16 protein-coding genes are annotated in these 17,881 nt (G+C 70.3%); 11 read left to right on the plus strand and 5 right to left on the minus strand.

Annotation, left to right across the window (positions count from 1 at the left end; genetic code table 11):
* The first annotated feature begins 260 nt into the window (after positions 1-260).
* Positions 261-1,964 (plus strand): sigma-70 family RNA polymerase sigma factor, encoded by a 1,704-nt coding sequence (locus PV734_RS25990; RefSeq protein WP_319292128.1) that lies wholly within the window; start codon positions 261-263, stop codon positions 1,962-1,964.
* Positions 1,965-1,992: 28 nt separating this feature from the next.
* Here the strand turns inward: PV734_RS25990 and PV734_RS25995 are convergent, their stop codons facing one another.
* A complete protein-coding gene (locus tag PV734_RS25995; protein ID WP_319095159.1) occupies positions 1,993-2,676 on the minus strand; it encodes a glycerophosphodiester phosphodiesterase in 684 nt (227 codons plus the stop codon).
* Between the two features lie 36 nt (positions 2,677-2,712).
* Positions 2,713-3,777, minus strand: coding sequence for an adenosine deaminase (locus tag PV734_RS26000; protein WP_319095160.1), 1,065 nt, complete (start codon positions 3,775-3,777; stop codon positions 2,713-2,715).
* A gap of 203 nt (positions 3,778-3,980) precedes the next feature.
* Between PV734_RS26000 and PV734_RS26005 the strand changes: the two genes are divergently transcribed.
* Positions 3,981-4,970: a DUF4190 domain-containing protein gene (locus tag PV734_RS26005; protein WP_319095161.1), complete on the plus strand. Its 990-nt coding sequence runs from the start codon at positions 3,981-3,983 to the stop codon at positions 4,968-4,970.
* Between the two features lie 120 nt (positions 4,971-5,090).
* On the opposite strand, the gene PV734_RS26010 is transcribed toward PV734_RS26005, so the two are convergent.
* Positions 5,091-5,708 carry an NADAR family protein gene (locus PV734_RS26010; protein ID WP_415924267.1) on the minus strand — a complete coding sequence of 206 codons (618 nt, stop codon included), beginning with the start codon at positions 5,706-5,708 and terminating at the stop codon, positions 5,091-5,093.
* 177 nt (positions 5,709-5,885) lie between these two features.
* Here PV734_RS26010 and PV734_RS26015 point away from each other — a divergent pair, with 177 nt between their 5' ends.
* From PV734_RS26015 to PV734_RS26055, 9 genes are all read left to right on the plus strand, one after another.
* Positions 5,886-7,409 (plus strand): gamma-aminobutyraldehyde dehydrogenase, encoded by a 1,524-nt coding sequence (locus tag PV734_RS26015; protein ID WP_319292133.1) that lies wholly within the window; start codon positions 5,886-5,888, stop codon positions 7,407-7,409.
* A gap of 57 nt (positions 7,410-7,466) precedes the next feature.
* On the plus strand, positions 7,467-8,714 hold the full coding sequence (locus PV734_RS26020) for a spermidine/putrescine ABC transporter substrate-binding protein (protein WP_319292136.1): 1,248 nt from the start codon (positions 7,467-7,469) through the stop codon (positions 8,712-8,714).
* A gap of 53 nt (positions 8,715-8,767) precedes the next feature.
* Entirely contained in the window at positions 8,768-9,931 is a 1,164-nt protein-coding gene (locus PV734_RS26025; RefSeq protein ID WP_319292139.1) for an ABC transporter ATP-binding protein, read from the plus strand.
* Entirely contained in the window at positions 9,931-10,857 is a 927-nt protein-coding gene (locus PV734_RS26030) for an ABC transporter permease (RefSeq protein ID WP_319095166.1), read from the plus strand. Before PV734_RS26025 ends, PV734_RS26030 begins: the two co-directional genes overlap by 1 nt.
* Positions 10,858-11,670 (plus strand): ABC transporter permease, encoded by an 813-nt coding sequence (locus PV734_RS26035; protein WP_319095167.1) that lies wholly within the window; start codon positions 10,858-10,860, stop codon positions 11,668-11,670.
* A gap of 24 nt (positions 11,671-11,694) precedes the next feature.
* Positions 11,695-13,128: an FAD-dependent oxidoreductase gene (locus PV734_RS26040; protein WP_319292142.1), complete on the plus strand. Its 1,434-nt coding sequence runs from the start codon at positions 11,695-11,697 to the stop codon at positions 13,126-13,128.
* A 193-nt stretch (positions 13,129-13,321) separates the two neighbouring features.
* Entirely contained in the window at positions 13,322-13,774 is a 453-nt protein-coding gene (locus PV734_RS26045; RefSeq protein WP_319095170.1) for a hypothetical protein, read from the plus strand.
* A gap of 200 nt (positions 13,775-13,974) precedes the next feature.
* Positions 13,975-14,673 carry a hypothetical protein gene (locus tag PV734_RS26050; protein ID WP_319292145.1) on the plus strand — a complete coding sequence of 233 codons (699 nt, stop codon included), beginning with the start codon at positions 13,975-13,977 and terminating at the stop codon, positions 14,671-14,673.
* A 143-nt stretch (positions 14,674-14,816) separates the two neighbouring features.
* Positions 14,817-15,425, plus strand: a complete 609-nt coding sequence (locus PV734_RS26055) for a hypothetical protein (protein WP_319292148.1) — start codon at positions 14,817-14,819, stop codon at positions 15,423-15,425.
* Here PV734_RS26055 and PV734_RS26060 read toward each other — a convergent pair.
* Positions 15,417-16,136, minus strand: a complete 720-nt coding sequence (locus tag PV734_RS26060) for a phosphatase PAP2 family protein (RefSeq protein WP_319292151.1) — start codon at positions 16,134-16,136, stop codon at positions 15,417-15,419. The genes PV734_RS26055 and PV734_RS26060 overlap by 9 nt on opposite strands.
* Before the next feature lie 338 nt (positions 16,137-16,474).
* Complete coding sequence (gabT, locus tag PV734_RS26065) at positions 16,475-17,809, minus strand: 4-aminobutyrate--2-oxoglutarate transaminase (RefSeq protein WP_319095174.1); 1,335 nt, start codon at positions 17,807-17,809, stop codon at positions 16,475-16,477.
* Between the last annotated feature and the right edge of the window lie 72 nt (positions 17,810-17,881).

Genomic DNA, 17,881 nt, shown 5'->3' on the forward strand with positions numbered 1-17,881 from the left:
CTGTGGGCGTACGTCGATCGCCGGATCGTCAGCGGGGAGGACATCGGACCCTGGCGAAAACCCGAGTAACTGCCCTGTCCGGCAAGGGGGTTGTCGGGGACGTCCCCTAAGGGCGACGAAAAACTGTTATCCCCGTGGCCTGTCCGCCGTCTCCGCACTGTGATCCGGGACATAGCCAACAGCCCCGGCCTGCCTGAGAGTGCGTGCAGAAGACCACCGGCCTCAGCCGTCACCCCCCTCACCGCCACCGAAAGGGTCCCGTGGACACGCAGCGCTGGCGCTCCACCATCGCCGCGGCGCAGGCCGGTGACCGGCGGGCGCTGGACGAGTTGGTCGCGGGCTGGCTGCCGCTGGTCTACAACATCGTCGGCCGGGCGCTGAACGGTCACGCCGACGTCGACGACGTCGTGCAGGAGACCATGCTGCGGGCCGTCGAGAACCTCGGATCACTGCGTGACCCGGACAGCTTCCGGTCGTGGCTCGTCGCGATCGCGATGCGGCAGATCCGGGACCGAGCCCGCCGCCGTCCCACCGACGCGCTACGGGACGAGACCGCCGACGAGGCGGCCGACTTCGCCGAACTCACCGTGCTGAGGCTCCAGTTGGAGGGGCAGCGGCGGGAGGTCGCGGAGGCCGTGCGCTGGCTCGACGACGAGGACCGGCAACTGCTGTCGCTGTGGTGGCTGGAGGTCGCGGGCGAACTCAGCCGCCGTGAGCTGGCGGCCGCCGTCGGTATCAGCCGGCAGCACACCGCCGTACGCGTCCAGCGGATGAAGGAGCGTCTGGAGGCCTCGCGCGGAATCGTCCGGGCGCTCGACGGCGCCTGTCCCGACCTGCGGGAAGCGACCGCCCGCTGGGACGGTGTCCCGGACTCGGTGTGGCGCAAACGGCTGGCCCGGCACATCAGGGGATGCGCGTACTGCGCGAACCCCGGCGAAGCGGTCGTCGTACCGGCGGAACGGCTCCTCGTCGGTATCGCGCTGGTCCCGGTGCCCGTCGGGTTCACCCTGTCGCTGGCCTTCGGCGGCAAGACGGCTGTCGCCGCGACCACCGGCGCCTCCGTCGGCTGGTCGGGCAAGGTGCTCGGCGCCCTGACCAAGCCGGCCGTCGCCCTGAGCGCCGGGGCGACGATCATCGCGGGCGGCGTCTACGTCGTCACGTACCCCGCGAAGAACCCGCCGCCGGCCGTGGCGGCACCCACGGCGCGTCCTCGGCCCCAGGCACTCACCACCTCCGTGCCCCCCTCCCCGTCCGCGTCCCCCTCGGCGTCGCCGTCACCCACGCCCACACCGTCGCCGACACCCTCGCCCTCGGCGAGCCGCCCCGAGCCGGACCTGTACGGCACGGTCGTCGACGCCGTCGACACGGCACCCGACCCGAACGCGCGGCCCGCCGCCCTTCCGCACCGGCCCGAGGCCGGGATCACCAGCACCGGCGGTGCGCACGCCACCATGAACCACCGCGGGGACGGCGTGACGCTCACCGGCCAGGGCTATGTCCTCGTCCGCTGGCAGATCGTGACGCAGTACTACCGAACCGGCGGTCTGGTCATGCCGGCCTGGACCGGCCTGAAGGGCAAGCTCTTCCACGTGGCCTCCGGCGGTGGCCGCCGGATGGACGACCGGGTCAGCGGCACCGACAGTTCCGCGACCGGCATGGGCAGCTCGACCACCGGCTACAGTGTCCCGCCGGCCGGCACCCAGCAGATGTGGCAGAACGAGTACTTCTACGTCGACGGCAGCGTCACCCTCACCGTGAACGAACGGGGCGCCGACTACAACCTGAACGTCTTCCCGACGACCTGGGACAACGTGGAGGGAGACGTGACCACCGGGCCCCCCGACGGTGCCATCCGCTACGGACTGGTCCGCGACACCGGCACGGACGACACCCCCGTCCCGCAGTACGCCACCAGGGACACCCCGGCCGACCCGGCGACGGTCGCTCAGAAGTCCCGCCTGTAGGGCGCCGTGCTCACGGGCCCGGACGCCCTCATCCCTTCCGCAGTGCGCACAGCGCGTCGATCCGGTTGGTGGTGATCGAGTCGACGCCCGCGTCCAGCAGCCGGCGCATGGAGCGACGGGTGTCCGGAGTCCACACCGACAGCAGCTGACCGCCCCGGTGCACCCGTGCCGTGAGCTGACGGTCGACCAGGGTGAAACGGTAGTTGAGCCAGCGCGGGCGGATCGAGGCCAGCAGGGCGGGCCGCGGCGGCGCGAGGGACTTCCAGGTCAGGGCGATCTCGGCGGACGGGTCCGCCGCGCGCACCGCCAGCATCGCCGGAGCGTCCGCGCAGTAGTACACGCGTTCCTCCGCCGCACACTCCCGGACCACGTCCACCACCCGCCGCACCGCCCGCACATCGGGCGACCCCGGCAGATCGATCATCACCCGGCTGCCCTCGGTCACGGCCAGGGCCTCCGCGAGCGTCGGCACCCCGCCCTCCGTCAGCCCGCGCACCTCGGCCGCCGACAGGACGGCCAGCGGCCGTTCCCGCTCCCAGAGCCGCTTCAGGGTCGCGTCGTGCAGCAGCACGGGCACGCCGTCGCGGGTGAGCCGTACGTCGATCTCGACCGCGTCCGCGCCCCGGTCGAGCGCGGAACGCAGCGAGTCGATCGTGTTCTCACGGGCGCGGTAGGGGTCGCCGCGATGGGCCACGGCGGTCACGTTCTGCATCGGCCCATTGTGCGCGGGCGGGGCCGGTGACGTTTCTCAGGGGGCGAGCCACGCCGAGGTGTACGTGTCGATCTCGGCGGCCAGCGCGGCCTTGCCCGCCGGGTCGAGGAACGATGCCTCGACAGCGTTCTTGGCGAGGTCGGCGATACCCCACTCGTCGAGGTCGAGCAGCCGGGCGGCGACCGCGTACTCGCTGTTGAGGTCGGTGCCGAACATCGGCGGGTCGTCGGAGTTGATCGTGACGAGGACGCCGGCCCGCACGAACTCCTTGAGGGGGTGCTCGTCGAGCGTGCGGACCGCGCGCGTGGCGATGTTGGAGGTCGGGCAGACCTCCAGGGCGATGCGCTGCTCGGCGAGATGGGCGAGCAGTTCGGGGTCCTGCGCGGAACTCGTCCCGTGCCCGATGCGCTCGGCGCGCAGATGGTTCAGCGCGTCCCAGACCGTCTCCGGGCCGGTGGTCTCGCCCGCGTGCGGCACGGACCGCAGTCCGGCGGCGATAGCCCGGTCGAAGTACGGCTTGAACTGCGGCCTCGGTACGCCGATCTCGGGCCCGCCGAGCCCGAACGACACCAGTCCCTCCGGGCGCAGCCGGTCGTCGGTGGCGAGGCGAAGCGTCTCCTCGGCGGATTCGAGCCCGGCCTCGCCCGGAATGTCGAAGCACCACCGCAGGACGGTTCCGAAGTCGGCCTCGGCCGACTTCCGGGCGTCCTCGATCGCGTCCATGAAGGCGCGGTCGTCGATACCGCGGCGGACGGAGGAGAACGGGGTGATGGTGAGCTCGGCATACCTGACCTGCTGCCGTGCCATGTCGCGGGCGATCTCGTACGTCAGCAGCCGCACGTCCTCGGGTGTGCGGACGAGGTCCACGACGGACAGGTACACCTTGATGAAGTGGGCGAAGTCCGTGAACGTGAAGAAGTCGGCCAGTGCCTCGGGATCGGTGGGCACCGCGGAGTCGGGGTGACGGGCGGCCAGCTGCGAGACGATCCGGGGGGAGGCCGAGCCCACGTGGTGGACGTGCAGTTCGGCCTTGGGCAGCCCGGCGATGAAGGCGTGCGGGTCACGGTCGCCTGCTGCGGCACGCTGGTGGTGGTCGGTCAAGGGTTCCTCCCCGGGAACGGCGCCCCGGACCGGGCGACGGTCGGCGGGACGCGGGTGATCGGCTGATCGATGACTCGGGATCATCGTAGGCCGGGTGCGCGGACAGGCGCCCGTGGATTCCGTCCGGAGGCGGGAGAGGGCAGGTGGAGGGCGGGGCGGGATGCCGGAGGTGCCCGGTCGCCCGGCGATCGGCGGGTCGTAGCATGACGGAACGTATCGACGAGGGGACCCCACGCATGTCCGACGCCGCGCAGCCGTCGCAGTCACCGGAGAACGGCCCCGCGGAGGGGGCGAGTTCCGAGGGCGCGGCGACCGGCGAAACCGTCAGCGACAGCCCCGCGAACGGCACACCCGCGCGGGTTCCGCTCGACAAGCCGCCTGCCCCGTCCGCCCCCGCCGACACGACAGGTCCTGACCCCGAGTTCGATCCCTGGGCGCCGCCGTCGGAGGACACACCTCGCCCGGGGGCCGTCCCCGGCGGTCCGGGGGGCACGGTGTTCTGGAACAACGGGTACGCCACCCCACCACCTCCCGCCGTCCACAACCACCCCACGGTCACCTCGGGGCCCCAGACACCCCGGCCCTGGGCCGGCCCCTTCGCCGCACCCGGCGCCCACCCGGCCGGCACCCCGCAGGACAACCCGTTCGCACCCCCGGTCCCGGGGGCCTCCTACGCCCAGCCCGCCGCGCCCGGCGAGCCGGTGCCTCCGCCCCCGATATCGCCCGACGGCCCCGGACAGGCCCCGTACGCCTACCCGCCGCCCTACCCGTCGGGACCGGGCTACGGCTACCCGCCGCAAGCCGGATACGGCGGCCCCGGCCCCGGGTACTCCGCGCCCCCGATGTACGGCGGCGGTCCCGGCTACGGCTGGGCCCCCATGGGGCCCCAGCCCAGCAACGGGATGGGCACGGCCTCCCTCGTGGTCGGCATTGTTTCGGCCGTCTTCTTCTGCCTCTGGCCGCTGGCGATCATCCTGGGCATCCTCGCCGTGGTCTTCGGCCTGATCGCCCGGGGCAGGGCCCGCCGGGGCCAGGCGACCAACCCGGGCCAGGCGCTGGCCGGGATCATCTGCGGTGCCGTCGGCATCGTCATCGCCACGGCGTTCGGGGTCCTCATCATCGCGTTCGGCGACGAGGGCTCGGCGAACGAGATCGACGGCAGTTTCTCGACCTCCCTGTCCCAGCAGGTCTGAGGAGCGGGTCGGTCGGGCAGTTCCGGGCAGTTGGGGTGCGGAATCCGCACCCCACCTCCCGGGACCGCCCGTAGTCGTCTCGACGGCGGGCGAAACGCCTCTCCGGGGCGCGGTGCGTGCCTAACCCGCCCGCAGGCGCTCCCGCGCCGCCATCAGGGCGAACCCCAGCAGGTTCGGCCCCCGCCACCGGCCGGGATCCATCGCGGCCTCGTCGTCCGCGGCCAGGCCGATGCCCCACACGCGGTCCACCGGGCTCGCCTCCACCAGCACCCGCTCGCCCGTGCCCAGCAGAAACCCCCGCAGGTCACTGTGCGCGGCGAACTTGTGGACACTGCCCTCGACCACGATGCCGAACCGCTCGCGCTCCCACACGGCCTCGTCGAAACCGCGCACGAGCCGGCCGGCCTTCTTCGCCAGTGCCGGGTTCGCCGCCGTGACAGCCAGGCGCTCCGCCTCCGAGTCCTCGAACAGGCGGGCCTTGGCGGCCATCATCCAGTGCTCGGCCGTCGCGTACTCCACGCCGTCCACCGAGAACGCGGACGGCCACCACTGGCTGAGACAGCTCGGCCCCACACGGCCGTCCGGGCGTGGTCGGTGCCCCCAGAAGTGCAGGTACTTGACCCGGGCCCCCGCACGGACTTCCCTGGTCAGCGTCTCAAGTGAATCAATCTGCCCCGTATCGGTGGTTCTCGTTGCGAGTTTCCCCATACACGCCAGTCTGGCAGCCACCACTGACATCGCGTCTGCTCATTTCCCGTCCCGCTTGACACCTGGTCGACAGATTTCGTCGCGTAACCAAATGGCAACAACGGAATCCCTTGTTGGAGTCCACTTACTCTGCCAGGATCGGCACTCAAATCGACCTGGAGCTACGTTGACCCCCGCAGTCCGGGGAGGGTCACGGAGGAGAGCGACATGCACAATCCGGGCCATCGCTTCCCGGCACAGGAGCGGCTCGCGGCCGGCGCGCAGTACATCGCGGGCCGCCTGACCCGCGGCACCTCCGGCCGTACGCACAGGGTCGTCGACCCCGCCACGGGCGACGCGGTCTACACGTACGAGCTGGCCGGTCCCGGCGACGTGGACGCCGCCGTCGCCGCCGCGCGCGCCGCGTTCCCCGGCTGGGCCGGAGCCACTCCGGGTGAGCGATCCGACGCGCTGCACCGGTTCGCCGCCGTCCTCGCCGAGCGTGCCGAGGAGTTCGCGCGCGCCGAGTCCCTCCAGTGCGGCAAGCCGCTCAAGCTGACGCGTGAGTTCGACGTGCCGGGGACGATCGACAACACCGCGTTCTTCGCGGGCGCCGCCCGGCACCTCCAGGGCCAGTCGGCCGGGGAGTACTCCGGTGACCACACCTCGTACGTCCGCCGTGAACCCATTGGTGTCGTCGGCTCCATCGCGCCCTGGAACTATCCGCTCCAGATGGCCGCCTGGAAGATCCTCCCGGCGATCGCGGCCGGCAACACGATCGTGCTCAAGCCCGCCGAGCTGACCCCGCTGACCTCGCTCCTCTTCGCCGAGGCGGCCACCGCGGCAGGGATTCCGGACGGGGTGATCAATGTCGTCACCGGGACCGGCAGGGAAGCCGGTGAGCATCTCGTCGGGCATCCCGATGTCGTCATGACGTCCTTCACCGGGTCCACCGCCGTCGGCAAGCGCGTCGCCGAGGTCGCCACCGCCACCGTCAAGCGGCTCCATCTGGAACTGGGCGGCAAGGCACCCTTCGTCGTCTTCGACGACGCCGATCTCGACGCCGCCGTCAACGGTGCTGTCGCCGGCGCGCTCATCAACACCGGGCAGGACTGCACGGCCGCCACGCGCGCGTACGTGCAACGCCCGCTGTACGAGGAGTTCGTCGCGAGAACGGCCGCCCTCATGGACACCGTCCGGCTCGGTGACCCGTTCGCCCCGGGCACCGACCTCGGGCCGCTCATCTCGCACGCCCAGCGCGACCGGGTCGCCGGATTCGTCGAGCGGGCGCGTGCCTACGCGCGCGTGGTGACCGGCGGCGAGGCTCCGCAGGGGGAGCTGAAGAACGGCGCCTACTACCGGCCCACCCTGGTCGCCGACGCCGCCCAGGACAGCGAGATCGTCCAGTCCGAGATCTTCGGGCCCGTGCTCGTCGTCCTGCCCTTCGACAGCGACGACGACGGCATCGCGCTCGCCAACGACACGCCCTACGGTCTCGCCGCCTCCGCCTGGAGCCGGGACGTCTACCGGGCGAACCGCGCCACCCGCGAGATCAAGGCGGGCTGCGTGTGGGTCAACGACCACATTCCGATCATCAGCGAGATGCCTCACGGCGGATACAAGGCGTCCGGCTTCGGCAAGGACATGTCCGCGTACTCGTTCGAGGAGTACACACAGATCAAGCACGTCATGTTCGACAACACCGCGGTTGCCCGCAAGGACTGGCACCGCACGATCTTCGGGGACCGCTGACCGGACACAGGCCGACCGACCAGCGGCCGCACACCCTCCCGAAAGGGCATCACGCGCATGGAGCAGTACGAGCCCGACCGCCTCTCCCCGGCCCAGCTGGCCGCCATGCGGCGCAGCTTCCGCAACGGCAGGGCCGCCCTGACCCGCCGGTCCCTGCTGCGCGCCTCCGCGGGCGGCGCCCTGGTGGCCGGCGGCCTCGGCGCGCTGACCGGCTGCGGCATCCCCGCGGCCGGCAAGACCGCGGGAGGCGTCTCCGCGGACGACCACTCGGCCAAGGAGAAGACCGTCAACTTCTCCAACTGGACCGAGTACATGGACGTCGACAAGAGCGAGAAGCACCACCCCACGCTCGACGCCTTCACCGAGCGGACCGGCATCAAGGTCAAGTACACCGAGGACATCAACGACAACGTCGAGTTCTTCGGCAAGATCAAGCCGCAGCTCGCGGCCGGCCAGGACACCGGCCGGGACATCATCGTCCTCACCGACTGGCTGGCCGGCCGGCTGATCCGGCTCGGCTGGGTGCAGAAGCTGGACGCGTCGAACCTCCCGCACGCGTTCGCGAACCTGACCCAGCAGTTCCGCAGCCCCGACTGGGACCCGGGCCGCGCCTACTCCTATCCCTGGCAGGGCATCTCGACCGTCATCGCCTACAACAAGAAGGCCCTGGGCGGCGTCGAGGTGAAGTCGGTCTCCGACATGCTCGACAACCCCAAGCTCAAGGGGCGTGTCGGGTTCCTCTCCGAGATGCGCGACAGCATCGGCATGACCCTGCTCGACATGGGCAAGGACCCCGCGAAGTTCACCGACGACGACTACGACGCGGCCATCGCCCGGCTCCAGAAGGCCGTCGACAAGGGCCAGATCCGCCGCTTCTCCGGCAACGACTACACGGCCGACCTGACCTCGGGCGACTTCGCGGCCTGTGTCGCCTGGGCCGGTGACGTGGTCCAGCTCAAGGCGGACAGCCCGGACATCGACTTCGTCATCCCGGACAGCGGCTACATCACGTCGAGCGACAACATGCTGATCCCCAACAGGGCGCGCCACAAGACGAACGCCGAGCGGCTCATGGACTACTACTACGAGCCCGAACCGGCCGCCGAACTGGCCGCGTACATCAACTACGTGTGTCCCGTCGACGGAGTGAAGCCGTACCTCGCGAAGCTCGACAAGGACGCGGCGGACAACCCGCTGATCATTCCCGACGCGGCGATGGCCGCGAAGTCCCACGCCTTCCGGTCGCTGAGCCAGAAGGAAGAGACGGCGTACGAGGAGAAGTTCGCGAAGTTGACAGGGGCGTAGCCACGTCTGCCCCCAGCGGTGCGACACCCCTCCGACTCCCCAAGGACCACATCATGACCAGCACCAGCACAGACCACGGCGGCGACGTCCGTCTCTCCGGGATCAGCAAGAGATACGGCTCGTTCACCGCCGTACACCCCCTCGACCTCACCGTCCCGCAGGGCTCCTTCTTCGCCCTGCTCGGCGCCTCCGGCTGCGGCAAGACGACCACCCTGCGGATGATCGCGGGCCTGGAGGAACCTTCCTCCGGGACCGTCTTCCTCGGCGAGCAGGAGGTCACGCACCTGCCGCCGTACAAGCGGCCGGTGAACACCGTCTTCCAGTCGTACGCCCTCTTCCCGCACCTCGACATCTTCGAGAACGTCGCCTTCGGTCTGCGCCGGCGCGGCATCAAGTCGGTGAAGAAGCAGGTCGACGACATGCTGGAGCTCGTCCAGCTCGGTGAGCAGGCGCGCAAGAAGCCGCACCAGCTCTCCGGCGGCCAGCAGCAGCGCGTCGCCGTGGCCCGCGCGCTGATCAACACCCCCAAGGTGCTGCTCCTCGACGAACCGCTCGGCGCCCTCGACCTCAAGCTGCGCCGTCAGATGCAGCTGGAGCTGAAGCGCATCCAGACCGAGGTCGGCATCACCTTCGTCCATGTCACGCACGACCAGGAGGAGGCCATGACGATGGCCGACACGGTCGCCGTGATGAACGGGGGCAGGGTCGAGCAGCTCGGCTCGCCCGCCGATCTCTACGAGAACCCGCACACCACGTTCGTCGCCAACTTCCTCGGCACCTCCAACCTCATCGAGGCCGAGGTCGACGCCAAGAGCGGCGACGAGATCGTCCTCAAGGCGGGCGGCGGCAAGCTCCTGCTTCCCGAGGCCCGATGTTCGGCGCCGACCAGGACCGGCGGCAAGGTGCTGGTCGGGGTCCGCCCCGAGAAGATCTCCCTCACGCACGCGGACGACGCCGGAGACATCCCCGCCGGCCGCAACCGCATCACCGGCACGATCGCCGCCACCAGTTTCATCGGCGTCTCCACGCAGTACGTCATCGACAGCCCCGTCTGCCCGGAGTTCGAGGTGTACGTCCAGAACATCGACCGCGACGCCCGGCTGGCCCCGGGTGCGGAGGTCGTCCTGCACTGGAACCCGGCCCACACCTTCGGCCTCGACGCCGACCAGGACATAGACGCCGGCGTCGGGACGGTCGACGACGAGGCGGCCGTCTGATGGCCACCGCGACCCCGGCCGCGCCACCCCTGGCGCCCGCCCCGGCGAAGAAGCCCCCACGCAGAAGAGGCCGCTGGACGCCGTACTGGCTGCTCCTGCCCGGTCTGCTCTGGCTGTTCGTGTTCTTCGCGCTGCCGATGGTCTACCAGGCCTCCACGTCCGTGCAGACGGGCTCCCTGGAGGAGGGCTACAAGGTCACCTGGCACTTCGCGACCTACTGGGACGCGCTGGTCGACTACTGGCCGCAGTTCCTGCGCTCGGTGCTGTACGCCGGTTCCGCGACGATCCTCTGCCTGGTGCTGGGGTATCCGCTCGCGTACCTGATCGCGTTCCGCGCGGGACGCTGGCGCAACCTGATCATGATCCTGGTCATCGCGCCGTTCTTCACCAGCTTCCTGATCCGCACGCTCGCCTGGAAGACGATCCTCGCGGACGGCGGCCCCGTTGTCGGCGCCCTCAACTCGCTGCACGTCCTGGACGTCACCAGCTGGCTCGGCATCACGGCCGGCGACCGGGTGCTGGCCACGCCGCTCGCGGTGGTGTGCGGTCTGACGTACAACTTCCTGCCGTTCATGATCCTGCCGCTCTACACCTCCCTCGAACGCATCGACGGACGGCTGCACGAAGCCGCCGGTGACCTCTACGCCAGGCCGTTCACGACCTTCCGCAAGGTCACCTTCCCGCTGTCGATGCCGGGAGTCGTCTCGGGGACGCTGCTCACCTTCATCCCGGCGAGCGGCGACTACGTCAACGCGGACCTCCTCGGCTCCACCGACACCCGCATGATCGGCAACGTCATCCAGACGCAGTTCCTGCGCATCCTCGACTATCCGACGGCCGCCGCTCTCTCCTTCCTCCTCATGGCCGCGATCCTCGTCATGGTCACCCTCTACATCCGCAAGTCCGGAACGGAGGACCTGGTTTAAATGGCCTTCGTGAATTCGATCGGGCGCTGGCTCAAAAGCCGTTTCGTCGTCATCGCGGGACTCATCACCCTCGGCTATCTGTTGCTGCCGAACGTCGTCGTCACGGTGTTCTCCTTCAATAAACCGAACGGCCGCTTCAACTACGAGTGGCAGCAGTTCTCGACGGACGCCTGGCGTGATCCCTGCGGCGTCGCCGGCATGTGCGGCTCGCTCTCGCTCAGCCTGCGGATCGCCTTCTGGGCGACCATCGGGGCGACCGTCCTCGGCACGATGATCGCCTTCGCGCTGGTGCGGTACCGCTTCCGCGCGCGGGGCGCCGTCAACTCGCTCATCTTCCTCCCGATGGCGATGCCCGAGGTCGTCATGGCGGCCTCGCTGCTCACCCTGTTCCTCAACCTGGGCGCCCAGCTGGGCTTCTGGACGATCCTGATCGCCCACATCATGTTCTGCCTCAGCTTCGTCGTCGTCGCCGTGAAGGCCCGCGTGATGTCGATGGACCCCCGGCTGGAGGAAGCCGCCCGGGACCTCTACGCGGGGCCGGTGCAGACCTTCCTGCGCGTCACCCTGCCGATCGTGGCTCCCGGGATCGCGGCGGGCGCGCTGCTCGCCTTCGCGCTCTCCTTCGACGATTTCATCATCACCAATTTCAACGCGGGCTCGACCGTCACCTTCCCCATGTTCGTCTGGGGATCGGCACAGCGCGGAACGCCCGTTCAGATCAATGTCATTGGTACGGCCATGTTCCTGATCGCCGTACTGTTCGTGCTTACCGGAATGGTCATCGGCAACCGCCGGAACAGGCAGAAGAACTAGCAGTTATCGTAGGGAGTTGGAATCATGGCCCCAAGCGCCATGACCCATGGAAACGTAAATCGCTGGACGAAATCCCTTTCGGACGCCCAGCCGGTCGCGTACTGGCTGGACGATCCCGGCAGGCCCCGCCCCGAGCCCGCCCTCACCGGCGCCGAGAGCTGCGACCTGCTGGTGGTGGGCGGCGGGTACAGCGGGCTGTGGACCGCCCTGATCGCCAAGGAGCGCGACCCGCGGCGGGACGTCGTGCTCGTCGAGGGCCGCGAGGTGGGCTGGGCCGCCTCGGGCCGCAACGGCGGCTTCTGCGCCGCCTCGCTCACCCACGGCCTCGCGAACGGCCTGGCCCGCTGGCCGGACGAGATGCACCGGCTCCAGGAACTCGGTGCCCGCAACCTGGACGAGATCGAGAAGTCGGTCGCCCGCCACTCCCTCGACTGCGACTTCGAACGCACCGGCGAGATCGACGTCGCCACCGAACCCCACCAGGCCGACGAACTCCGCGCGTGGCACCAGGAGTTGACGGACAAGGGCCTCGCGACCGGCACCGAGTTCCTGGACGCGGAAGCGGTACGGGAGCAGGTCGCGTCCCCCACCTTCCTGGCCGGCCTGCACGACCGCACCGGCGTCGCGCTGCTCAACCCGGCGAAACTGGCCTGGGGCCTCAAGCGCGCCTGCCTCCGACTCGGCGTCCGCGTCTACGAGCACACCCCCGCCCTCGGCCTGCGGCCGTACGGCGCCGGCATGGCCGTACGCACGCCGTACGGGTCGATCCGCGCTCGCCGGATCGCGCTCGGCACGAACATCTTCCCGAGCCTGGTGAAGCGTGTCCGGGCCTACACCGTGCCGGTCTACGACTACGCGCTGATGACCGAACCGCTGAGCGAGGCGCAGCTCGCCGACATCGGCTGGCGCGGCAGACAGGGCCTCGGTGACAGCGCCAACCAGTTCCACTACTTCCGGCTGAGCGCCGACAACCGGATCCTGTGGGGCGGTTACGACGCGATCTATCCCTACGGCGGCCGGGTCCGCGCCGAGTACGACGACCGTCCGGAGACCTACGCCAAGCTGGCCGACCACTTCTTCACCTGCTTCCCGCAACTGGAGGGCGTCCGCTTCACCCACGCGTGGGGCGGGGCGATCGACACCTGCTCGCGCTTCTCGGCGTTCTTCGGCACCGCGCACGGGGGGCGCGTGGCGTATGCGGCGGGGTTCACCGGCCTCGGTGTCGGTGCGACGCGCTTCGGGGCGGACGTGATGCTGGACCTGCTGGCGGGGGAGCGGACGGAGCGTACGTCGTTGGAGATGGTTCGCAAGAAGCCGTTGCCCTTTCCGCCGGAGCCGTTCGCGTGGACGGGGATCGCGTTGACGAAGTGGTCGTTGGCGCGGGCGGATGAGCGTGGGGGGCGGCGAAATCTGTGGCTGAAGGCGATGGATCGGTTCGGGTTGGGATTCGACAGTTAGCGGCTCGTTCGTCTGCTGCGGGTCGGTGGGGCTTGTCGCGCAGTTCCTCGCGCCCTTTAGAGGGCGCGTGCGCCCAGCTCAGTAGCTATGACCTGGTTCACTCACAAAACCAGGCGGAACCCGCGTAATGGTCCGGGGAAACCCCCCTCTCTCTCGTGACGCGACCAGCGTTCACAGAGAGAGGGAGGTCCCCATGACTGGGGCGAAAACGGCGGTCGAGTGGCTGGCGTCCGTTGCTCCGGATCCCGAGGCCTGCCGCTGGGAATGGGAGCGCAATCCCCTGGGGATCGCGCTGCTGCCCGCCGGCAAGGCCTGGGACGTACTGATCCTGCGGGGTGAACTCGGCTACCCCACCCTGGACGTCCTCACCCGTGTCATCGACCAACCCGGTCCGGTGCTCGTCGACTTCGGCGACTCCCGGATGGGGTTCTTCGTGCCGCCGGGCACCGCGGCCCGCTGGCTGGGCACGGGGGTTCGTACGGCGGGACGTGGCACCTGGATCGTCGTCCCGTACCCGGGCCGCGTGACCGGAGGCGTCCGCTGGCTGATCCCACCGGACGGCTCGGGCACCCTCACCGACCCGGCACTCCTCGAACTGGCCATGCACGAGGCGGCGGCGAATCTGGCGACGGACGACGACAGGTGAGGAGCGAAGGGAGGAGCTGGTGATTTCCGAGGCTTTCGCGGCTGCCTGATTCCCGCGTGACCACGCTCTCGTCGGCCGTCCGTGCGGTCGACGCGAACCGTGGGCGGCGCGGGCGCGGGTGGCGCACCGGCATGTCGAACAGTGTGTCGAACGACTGACAGGTGGGTAAAGCCGGGTAATTGACGAAAACAGGAGCCGCCGTGGCGTTCGGAGGCAGGGCGAGGCGTGCGCGTGTCCTGGGCCGCGCGACCGTCGTGGCCCTCGCGCTCACCGCCGTGGGGACGGCCGTCCTGTGGGTCTCCGACCTGGTCCCGGACTGGCTCGCCCCCCTCCCGGGCGCGGTGGTCACCGCCGCCCTGGCCGAAAGAACGGCTGCCTTTCTGCGCCGCCGGACACCCGGCGGGGACCCGGTGGACTTCCACGTCGCCCTCTCCGACGTCAGCTACCTCCACGTGCCCGCGGGCGCCGGTGAGCCCCGGCGCGTCGTACCGGCGAGCGGGCACACCGTACGGCTGTACGTCACGGCACCGGAACGTACCGTCGTGCTGGCGGGACTTCGGGTCGTCGTGATCGAACGGCGGCCGCCACGCGGGGAGTTGTCACCGCACGCCGGGATACTGCCGGTGCGCGCCTACACAGTGCTGCTCGACGAGGACCCGCCCCGGCTGGAACCGCGCGGCGCGGACACCCCGGCCACGTTCTCGTACACGGTCGGCCCGGACGAGCCGGAGACCTTCGAACTGCGCCCGGAGACCGAACGCTGGCAGGTGGCCTGGGAGCTGGAACTCGACTGGGTCTGCGGCCGACGCGCCGGCACCACCAGGGTGGATCTCGCGGGCCACCCGTTCCGGACGGCGGCCCGGCCGCCGCACGGCCTGAGCTGGGAGGACGAGGCGTGAAGTGGTGGCGGGGACGGGAGAGAAAGCCGGCGAACGAGAATCCACGGCAGCATGCGCGACCTCCGCAGCCCCCTCAAGATCCGCAGCCTGAGCACTCCGAGGACTTCGACCTGCGGCTGGGCGGACTGAGCCATGCCTTCGCCGTGCTCGACCCCAGCACCACCATCGGTCCTGACCCCGTGCACATCCCCCTCACCGGCCACAACGTGTACCTCGACCTGGCGGCGACCGGCGATCACGACCTCGTACTGCTCGGCCTGCGCGCCGAGGTGACCGGCCGGGCTCCGATGAAGCCGAGCGGGGTGAGCCTCGTACCCCAGCCGGGCCCCGCCCTCTCGTACGCCGAGGACCTGTCGGAGGCGCGCCGGCGTGCCCTGGCGAACTACCAGCCCATGCAGGTACCTGACGCGGAGGTGTTCCTCGACGAGACCCCGCCGCTGGTGCGGCCCGCGCTCGACGGGCAGGGCATACCCGTGGTGCCGGACTTCGGACTGCCGCTGCGGATCCCGGCCGGCACGGCCTGGCGGATCGTGCTCGCCCCGCACACGGAGGACCGCGGACGTGTCGAGTGGCGACTGTTCGCCGACGTCACCTGCGGCGATTTCCGGGGAGCGGTGGACTGGGAGCTCAAGGTGACCGCGGAGACCACCATGCGGGCCTTCCGACCGGGCGGCACCGCACCCGAATTCACCCCGGTGCACGTGATCGCACCCCACTGGAGGGTGGCCCGGCCCCCGAAGGGATCACCGTGAGGGCGGGGACGAGGAGGAGGGTGGGGGCGGGGGTGCGAGTGGGGGCGTGGGACTTCGGACGAAGAGCCGCAGCAGGATCAGCAGCGCGCCGCACAGACACCAGCTCGCCAGCACGTCCAGCGGCCAGTGGAATCCCCGCACGACCAGCCCGACGGCGACGGCGCCGTTGAGACCGAGGCAGCCGGCCAGGACCAGCCGACGGGCGAGCGTACCGCGCAGCCACGGCAGCAGAAGCAGCGTGGCGGAGCCGTAGGCCACGACGGCGGTCGCGGTGTGACCGGAGGGATAGAACCCGGTGCCGGGGCCCATGACCGGTGGCCCGGACCGGGCGACCAGCTCCTTCATGGGTACGACGATCGCCGGAACGGCCGCCATCAGCACGCCCGCGCCGACCGGTTCCCGCCACCAGCGCTCCGTACCCGCCCGACGTGCGCGCAGACCGACGTAGACCAGGGCGGCGACGAGAACGGGAACGGCGACCACGATGCTGCCGAGGTCGGCGAGGAGCGCCCAGGCGCGGGAGGGGTGGACCAGCGAGCCACTGAGACGTTCGTCCGCGCGCGCGAGGGGGCCGTGGACGGCGACCTGCCAGGTGATCAGCGCGAAGAGGAGGACCGCGAGGGTCAGGAGGGCCAGAAGGCTCCGAGAGGTCGTCCGCCCTGGAGCAGGGGGGGTAGCTCCAGGGCGGACGATCAGATCGGGTCGTCGCACGCCCCGGGGGGTTTGGGGCGGGCGACTGTCCGATCGGTGAGGAGACCCGGAGCCGGAAGCTCCGGTGGTGTGCGCGAGGGCACGACCGGATCGAAGCTGGGGAGGCCCCGACCAGGCGCCACCCACAGTTTCCTGCGGGCGGGGTGTATCTCTCATCTGGATAGAACCTACGTCAGGGGATGGGTCTCGGACAGACAGAATGACATCCCGCCATCCTCCTCGCACACCTTCTTCACACGCTCTGACGGTGCCGTCACGGGCCCGGAAACAAGCGGAATCCGGGCCGGTCGGCCGGTATGAGCGGGTGGCGCGGACGGACGGCGGGAGCCGATGACGCGTCAGACGCTGGTGAAGGCCTGCTCGATGATGTCGAGACCCTCGTTGAGGAGGTCCTCGCCGATCACGAGCGGCGGCAGGAAGCGGAGGACGTTGCCGTAGGTGCCACAGGTGAGGACCACCAGACCCTCCTGGTGGCAGGCCTTGGCCAGAGCCGCGGTCGCCTCCGGGTGGGGCTCCTTGGTGACGCGGTCCTTGACCAGTTCGACGGCGATCATGGCGCCCCGGCCCCGGATGTCACCGATGACCTCGTGCTTCTCCGCCATGGCGGTCAGCCGCGCCTTCATGACGGCCTCGATGTGCCTGGCCCTGGCGTTGAGGTCGAGCTCCTTCATCGTCTCGATCGAGCCGAGCGCGCCCGCACAGGCGACCGGGTTGCCGCCGTAGGTGCCGCCCAGCCCGCCCGCGTGCGCGGCGTCCATGATCTCGGCGCGCCCGGTGACGGCGGCGAGCGGCAGCCCGCCCGCGATGCCCTTGGCGGTGGTGATCAGGTCGGGCACGATGCCCTCGTCCTCGCAGGCGAACCACTGGCCGGTCCGGCAGAACCCGGACTGGATCTCGTCGGCGACGAAGACGATGCCGTTGTCGGCGGCGAACTTCCGGATCGCCGGCAGGAAGCCCTTCGCGGGCTCGATGAAGCCGCCCTCGCCGAGCAGGGGCTCGATGATGATCGCGGCGACGTTCTCCGCCCCGACCTGCTTGCTGATCTGGTCGACCGCCTGCGCGGCGGCCTCGGGACCGGCGTTCTCGGGGCCGGTGGGCCAGCGGTAGCCGTAGGCGACCGGTACGCGGTACACCTCGGGCGCGAACGGCCCGAAGCCGTGCTTGTACGGCATGTTCTTCGCGGTGAGAGCCATGGTGAGGTTCGTCCGCCCGTGGTAACCGTGGTCGAACACGACCACGGCCTGCCGCTTGGTGTACGCCCGCGCGATCTTGACGGCGTTCTCGACGGCCTCGGCACCGCTGTTGAAGAGGGCGCTCTTCTTGGCGTGGTCGCCCGGCGTCAGCTCGGCGAGCGCCTCGGCGACCTCGACGTACCCCTCGTACGGCGTGACCATGAAACAGGTGTGCGTGAAGTCGGCGAGCTGGGCGGAGGCCCGGCGCACGACCGCCTCGGCGCTGGCCCCGACCGATGTCACGGCGATGCCGGACCCGAAGTCGATCAGCCGGTTCCCGTCGACGTCCTCGATGATCCCGCCGCTCGCCCGAGCCGTGAACACGGGCAGCACCGAGCCGACACCTGCCGCGACGGCGGCCAGCCTCCGGGCCTGCAGCTCCTGTGACTTCGGGCCGGGGATGGCGGTGACTACGCGGCGCTCCTGGGGGAGGGAGGTCATGAGGGGCTCCTGGGGGCGTGACGGACGCGGGGGCTGATGTGCGGCTGACGCGGGGATTTCGCCCCGACTCTC

The organism is Streptomyces sp. AK08-02 (assembly GCF_033795085.1).
Classification (GTDB): Bacteria; Actinomycetota; Actinomycetes; order Streptomycetales; family Streptomycetaceae; genus Streptomyces; species Streptomyces echiniscabiei.

What these genes read in the sequence shown, in the direction of transcription:
- PV734_RS25995 (WP_319095159.1), bottom strand. Translation starts at nt 2,676, where the DNA reads ATGCAGAACGTGACCGCCGTGGCCCATCGCGGCGACCCCTACCGCGCC.
- PV734_RS26005 (WP_319095161.1), top strand. Translation starts at nt 3,981, where the DNA reads ATGACGGAACGTATCGACGAGGGGACCCCACGCATGTCCGACGCCGCG.
- PV734_RS26010 (WP_415924267.1), bottom strand. Translation starts at nt 5,708, where the DNA reads ATGTCAGTGGTGGCTGCCAGACTGGCGTGTATGGGGAAACTCGCAACG.
- PV734_RS26015 (WP_319292133.1), top strand. Translation starts at nt 5,886, where the DNA reads ATGCACAATCCGGGCCATCGCTTCCCGGCACAGGAGCGGCTCGCGGCC.
- PV734_RS26020 (WP_319292136.1), top strand. Translation starts at nt 7,467, where the DNA reads ATGGAGCAGTACGAGCCCGACCGCCTCTCCCCGGCCCAGCTGGCCGCC.
- PV734_RS26025 (WP_319292139.1), top strand. Translation starts at nt 8,768, where the DNA reads ATGACCAGCACCAGCACAGACCACGGCGGCGACGTCCGTCTCTCCGGG.
- PV734_RS26030 (WP_319095166.1), top strand. Translation starts at nt 9,931, where the DNA reads ATGGCCACCGCGACCCCGGCCGCGCCACCCCTGGCGCCCGCCCCGGCG.
- PV734_RS26035 (WP_319095167.1), top strand. Translation starts at nt 10,858, where the DNA reads ATGGCCTTCGTGAATTCGATCGGGCGCTGGCTCAAAAGCCGTTTCGTC.
- PV734_RS26040 (WP_319292142.1), top strand. Translation starts at nt 11,695, where the DNA reads ATGGCCCCAAGCGCCATGACCCATGGAAACGTAAATCGCTGGACGAAA.
- PV734_RS26045 (WP_319095170.1), top strand. Translation starts at nt 13,322, where the DNA reads ATGACTGGGGCGAAAACGGCGGTCGAGTGGCTGGCGTCCGTTGCTCCG.
- gabT (WP_319095174.1), bottom strand. Translation starts at nt 17,809, where the DNA reads ATGACCTCCCTCCCCCAGGAGCGCCGCGTAGTCACCGCCATCCCCGGC.